Source organism: Sulfuricurvum sp. (assembly GCF_049305995.1).
GTDB lineage: Bacteria > Campylobacterota > Campylobacteria > Campylobacterales > Sulfurimonadaceae > Sulfuricurvum.
The window spans coordinates 1-5,120 of record NZ_JBAQPS010000245.1 but is presented as its reverse complement, the minus strand read 5'-3'; the positions used below and the strand labels follow the sequence as shown (position 1 = coordinate 5,120).

Sequence of the window (5,120 nt, the reverse complement as noted above, 5' to 3'; positions counted from 1 at the left end):
GTGCCGATGTAGATGACTCTCTCACTACTGTCGAGTCCTTGGAGTGAGGGGATAGGGCGGGAGCGGTAGGTGAGTTCGCTGTCGTAGTCGTCTTCGATGATGTAGCCGTCGTTCTCTTTTGCCCATGTGAGGAGTTTCAGACGGTTGGTGATGGGCATCGCCGCGCCTGTGGGGTACTGGTGCGAGGGGGTGATGTAGACTATGCGTGCATCGGACGCGGATAGCTCATCGATGAGGAGTCCGTTTTCATCGACCCCTATGGGGGTAATATCGTAGAGGCGGTGGGCGAAAACCTTTCGGGCGATATGGTAGCCGGGATGCTCGATAGCAAAATGGGTGTGGGTCGGGCGGAGAATATCTGCGATCATACTCATCGCGTCGATAAATGCCCCCGTCACGATAATGTGCGAAGCATCGCACCGCACGCCACGAAGTTCGGTCAAATACCGTGCTATTTCAGCTCTCAATCCAAATTCTCCCTGAGGATCGGAGTAGGCACCAAAATCGAGAGAGTCGTCTATGGCGCGATTATAGAGCCGTTTCCAGAGTTTGAGGGGAAAGACCTCTTTGGAGAGGCGGACGGGGTAAAAATTGTAGCGGTAACTGATGGCAGGGGTGTTGGCAGATTCTATTGTGGAAGGTTTCCCTAGCGGATTAAAATCGGCATCTGCGACGTAATAACCGCTTTTGGGACGGCTCTCGATGTAGCCTTCGGCGTAGAGTTGGCTATAGGCAGATTCGACGGTGTTTTTGCTGATGCGGTACTCTTGGGAGATTTTTCGAATCGAGGGGAGTTTGCTCCCGATAGTAAGAGTGGTCGTGATGTCGTATTTGAGTGCTTCGTAAAGCTGAATATGCAGAGGTATTTCGGAAGTTGCGTCGAGGAGATACATAAACTGACCTCATAGTTATTAAATATTTTGTCACTTGTTTAGAGTGCAGATTGGCGATATAGTATCACAAAATTTTAGAGGAAATCGATATGAGACGTGCAGAATTTGAAGTCACCGACCCGCAAGCAATCGAATCGGTATTAAGCGAATGTGAATACGGTGTGTTGTCGCTCATCAGTGACGGCGAGCCGTATGGTGTAGCGGTCAACTTCGCATATCGTCAGGGGGCAGTGTACTTTCACGGAAGCATTGAAGGGCGAAAGGTCGAAGCGATAGGGGATCGCGCGAAGGTGGCATTTTTAGTTGTAAAGCCTTATGCCTATATCCCGTCGTATTTTAGCGATACCAGTGCGGCATATCCCGCAACACAGTATTTTACCTCGGTGCATATCAGCGGTGAAGCGATAAGGGTGAAAGATGAACGCGAAAAAGCATTCGGATTGACTGCTCTGATGGAGAAAATGCAGCCTGAAGGGAAATATGAGCCGATCACAGCGGCAAACCCGATCTATACGAAAATGATGGAGTTAACAGGAGTCTATAAAATCGTACCGAACGTTATGAGCCTCAAAGTCAAAGTGGGGCAAAATTTACCGAAAGAGCGGTACGATACACTTATCAAACACATAGAAGAGCGAAATGGCTTTGCCGATAGTGCGACGATTCAGTTGATGCGACAATTTCAGAAACAAGCGGATGACAGATGAATAACGAAGAACAAACCATTAAAGAGAATATCAAAAGTACCTTTGACAATGTAGCCAAAAGCTATGATAGAAATCAGCAATTTATACTATCAGCCAAAAAAATGGTCGATTTGATCCATTCTGAAAACGATAATTTGAACATTTTAGATTTATCGACGGGGACAGGTCATATCGCGATAGAACTTGCCAAAAAGTTTCCAAAGGCAAATATTTATGGTGTCGATATTTCCGAGGAGATGCTCAATATAGCCCGATTAAAGACAAAAGAGCATGGGATAAACAACATCACCTACTTGGTTCAAGATGTGGAAAATCTGAATTTTGAAGACACAAAATTTGATTTCATTACGTGCGGATACGGGTTGTTTTTCTACCCAAATATGGAAAAAGTTGTTAGCGATATTTCTGAGCGATTGAGCGATGAGGGAAAATTTATTTTTTCAACCTTTACGGATCAAGCTTTTCAACCGTACTCCAAAATATTTTTAGAGCTGTTGGAACAAAATTACAATATCGCGCCACCGAAGCGGATAGAAAAAAGACAACTGACGACGCAAGATGAAATTGAAACGCTATGTGCTCACATCGAATATGATAGTTTGGAAATCCACGATATTGAAATTGTGTTTCCGATGGAGATTAATGAATGGTGGCAACTTCTCAACAGTACGGGATACAAGGGGTTATTAAATCAGTTGGAATCCAATTATTCTCAATTTGAAAAAGAATATATAGAGCATTTGCAATCAATTTCACAAGACAACTGTATCGATTTTAATGCGAATAGTTTGATTTCTATCGTGTCTAAAGTAGATTCATCCCGATAAAAGCCAATAAAAGGCACAATTTTTTATAGTAAAAAGGCAATATTATGACCGCATCAAACTTTAATCTCACAGACTATCTTGCACGTATCGGCTTTGATGGGGAAGTGCATCCCGATGTCGCAACACTCACTCAGCTAGTACAAAAGCAACTGCGAACTATCCCGTTTGAAAATACCGAAGTTCAGGCGGGACGAATCCCATCGATGGTTCCCGAAGATATAGTGGATAAAGTGCTGTTGCATGGGCGCGGAGGTTACTGCTACGAAATCAACGGCGTGTTTGCGATGGCACTCACTGCCATTGGATTCGAGTGGTATTTCGCGGGGGCGCGTCCGATGTTCTACCCAATGCGTCGACCGAAAACCCACATGGTGGTGATCGTCCGTGTAGATGGGAGAGATTATCTATGCGATACGGGATTCGGCGGATACGCTCTGCGCGCACCTATGGAAATCGTGGAGGGTGAAGCGGTGCAGGACGGTGATCGTTTCCGCATGGAACTGATCGATGGAGAATATGTCGTGAGTTCTCTCGTACAGGGGGAGTGGCAACGTCAATACGGCTTTGCCCTTCAACCGCAGGAGTGGATCGAGTTTAGTCTGGCTAATCACTTTAATGCCACCCATCCTGATACGATCTTTACCCAAAAGAAACTTGCGATCATGCAAACACCTAATGGGCGTAAAATTCTCGTGGATAATGAACTCAAACTTATCGAAGAGGGGAAACTGGAGCTATTGAAAGTCGAATATGAGAGTGCGTTAAAAGAGTATTTTGGGCTAAATCTTTTTGATAGTTAATTTAATGCAAAACTTTATAGATATTAAAAACAGCACCATCGATGACATCGACGAAATATTCAGACTCTATGCCATCGCTACCGATTTCCAAAAATCCAAGTTTTTCGTCCATTGGCCGGAGTTTAAACGGGAGTTGATTGAAACCGAGATAACGGAAAACCGACAATGGAAAATGATGATCGACGGACGTATAGCGTGTATCTGGGCGACAACATTTAGCGATCCGCAGATTTGGGGAGAACGAGACAGTGATCCAGCACTTTATATCCACCGTATCGCAAACAACCCTGATTTTAGAGGAAATAATTTCGTAGCACGTATTGTCGAATGGGCGGAACAATACGCACGTGAAAATGGCAAAGGCTACATTCGGATGGATACCATCGGCGAGAACAGAGGACTGATTGAGCATTATCAAAAATGCGGGTTTGAGTATCTTGGGTATCATAAACTGGATAATGTCGTGGGATTACCCGATCATTACGCATTGGCGGATGCGTGTTTATTTGAGAGAAAACTATTCGATGTCAAATTGTCATAATTTATTTTTTATTGATTCTACGCAGGTATGATTATTGAAAATAAATAAAGAGGATACGTCAATGAATCCATTTGCTACACACGGTGCATTTAGTTGGTTTGAGCTTTTAACGGGCAATGTCGAAGGGGCAAAAAAGTTTTACGGAGAGCTATTTGGATGGGAGTTCAAAAAAGCCGATAACGTCGATTTTGACTATCAAGTGGTATCACTGAATGGTCAAGAGATGGCAGGTATCATGGATATACAACATTGTGATGATGAAAAAATACCGCCGCATTGGGGCAATTACATAACCGTTACGGATATAAAAGCTACGTTAGAGAAGGCAAAAGAGCTCGGGGCAAACGTGATCGTTGAGATCACTCCGATACCGAAAGTCGGCGATTTTGCAATCATCCAAGACCCGCAAGGGGCGGTGATATCGATGATCGAATATAAGATGGCGTGTTAAGTAACGCAAAGGATTGGCAATGAACCTCGCAAAGCTCAAAGAAGCCGAAGCAAGTTTTTTCACCTTTTACCCCAAAGGGTTTGAAGACGAAGCACTACTACCGATCATAAAACGGCACAATACGGCAAAAATAGGTGAAAGTGTACAGGAGATGTTTGCACCTGAGAAATTTTCGCGTACCGAAGAGATAGGTGAAAGCTTTGCCAAAATTGTTTCTAAATCATCTCTCATTTCCCTCTTCGAAAAACCAAAAATACGAGATATGGTCAAGCAGATGAGTATGGAGCAGCAAGATATGTTTGCTATCGGATTGTATGAATTTTTGCACGCCGATCATGAGAAAGGATTTAAAATCCTCGTCGATGTGCTTAGCATCTACAAACTCGCAAAATGGTCTATCGTAACGTTGATTCCCTATTATTATGCACGGGATAAAGAATTTTTTATCAAACCGACCACGACCAAAGATATTATCAAATTTTTCGAGATAAGCGGTTTAGAATATAAGCCAAAACCGACTTATGAATTTTATATGCGCTATGTTCAGATACTTCAAGAGATGAAATCACACGTCTCTCCTTTGATCGGTGCTGATAATGCAGGGTTTACTGGTTTTTTGATGATGGCGATAAAGTGATTTCGGTAAAAAAGGAGTATCGAAGATGCAATTAGAATCAAATGTTTATCGGATTATAGGCATAGTACTTGTTGGAACACATTTACTATCCATACTATTTCATATCTCCATAGTATTTGGTATCGTTCCTTATGATATTGTATGGGGTGGACGGGTTCATAATCTTCAAGAATTGTATATTTTTGAGTCGATTTCATTGATGATGAATACTGTGGTATTGTTTTTTGTGTCGGTAAAAATAGGTATCATTACAGTCTCTATACC

At 42.9% G+C, this 5,120-nt stretch carries 8 protein-coding genes; 7 read left to right on the top strand and 1 reads right to left on the bottom strand.

Annotated features, from left to right (window positions below; all coding sequences use genetic code 11):
- On the bottom strand, positions 1–893 hold an 893-nt coding region (locus WA010_RS08535; protein WP_422556706.1), incomplete at its 3' end, for a PLP-dependent aminotransferase family protein.
- An 89-nt stretch (positions 894–982) separates the two neighbouring features.
- Here WA010_RS08535 and WA010_RS08530 point away from each other — a divergent pair.
- From WA010_RS08530 to WA010_RS08500, 7 genes are all read left to right on the top strand, one after another.
- Positions 983–1,600, top strand: a complete 618-nt coding sequence (locus tag WA010_RS08530) for a pyridoxamine 5'-phosphate oxidase family protein (protein ID WP_422556705.1) — start codon at positions 983–985, stop codon at positions 1,598–1,600.
- Positions 1,597–2,427 (top strand): class I SAM-dependent methyltransferase, encoded by an 831-nt coding sequence (locus WA010_RS08525; protein ID WP_422556704.1) that lies wholly within the window; start codon positions 1,597–1,599, stop codon positions 2,425–2,427. Before WA010_RS08530 ends, WA010_RS08525 begins: the two co-directional genes overlap by 4 nt.
- A 44-nt stretch (positions 2,428–2,471) precedes the next feature.
- Positions 2,472–3,227 carry an arylamine N-acetyltransferase family protein gene (locus WA010_RS08520; RefSeq protein WP_422556703.1) on the top strand — a complete coding sequence of 252 codons (756 nt, stop codon included), beginning with the start codon at positions 2,472–2,474 and terminating at the stop codon, positions 3,225–3,227.
- 4 nt (positions 3,228–3,231) lie between these two features.
- Complete coding sequence (locus WA010_RS08515; RefSeq protein WP_422556702.1) at positions 3,232–3,768, top strand: GNAT family N-acetyltransferase; 537 nt, start codon at positions 3,232–3,234, stop codon at positions 3,766–3,768.
- Positions 3,769–3,829: 61 nt separating this feature from the next.
- On the top strand, positions 3,830–4,219 hold the full coding sequence (locus tag WA010_RS08510; RefSeq protein WP_422556701.1) for a VOC family protein: 390 nt from the start codon (positions 3,830–3,832) through the stop codon (positions 4,217–4,219).
- A 19-nt stretch (positions 4,220–4,238) separates the two neighbouring features.
- Entirely contained in the window at positions 4,239–4,856 is a 618-nt protein-coding gene (locus WA010_RS08505) for a hypothetical protein (protein WP_422556700.1), read from the top strand.
- 25 nt (positions 4,857–4,881) lie between these two features.
- Positions 4,882–5,120 (top strand): hypothetical protein (locus WA010_RS08500; RefSeq protein ID WP_422556699.1); only part of this gene is annotated, 239 nt, incomplete at its 3' end.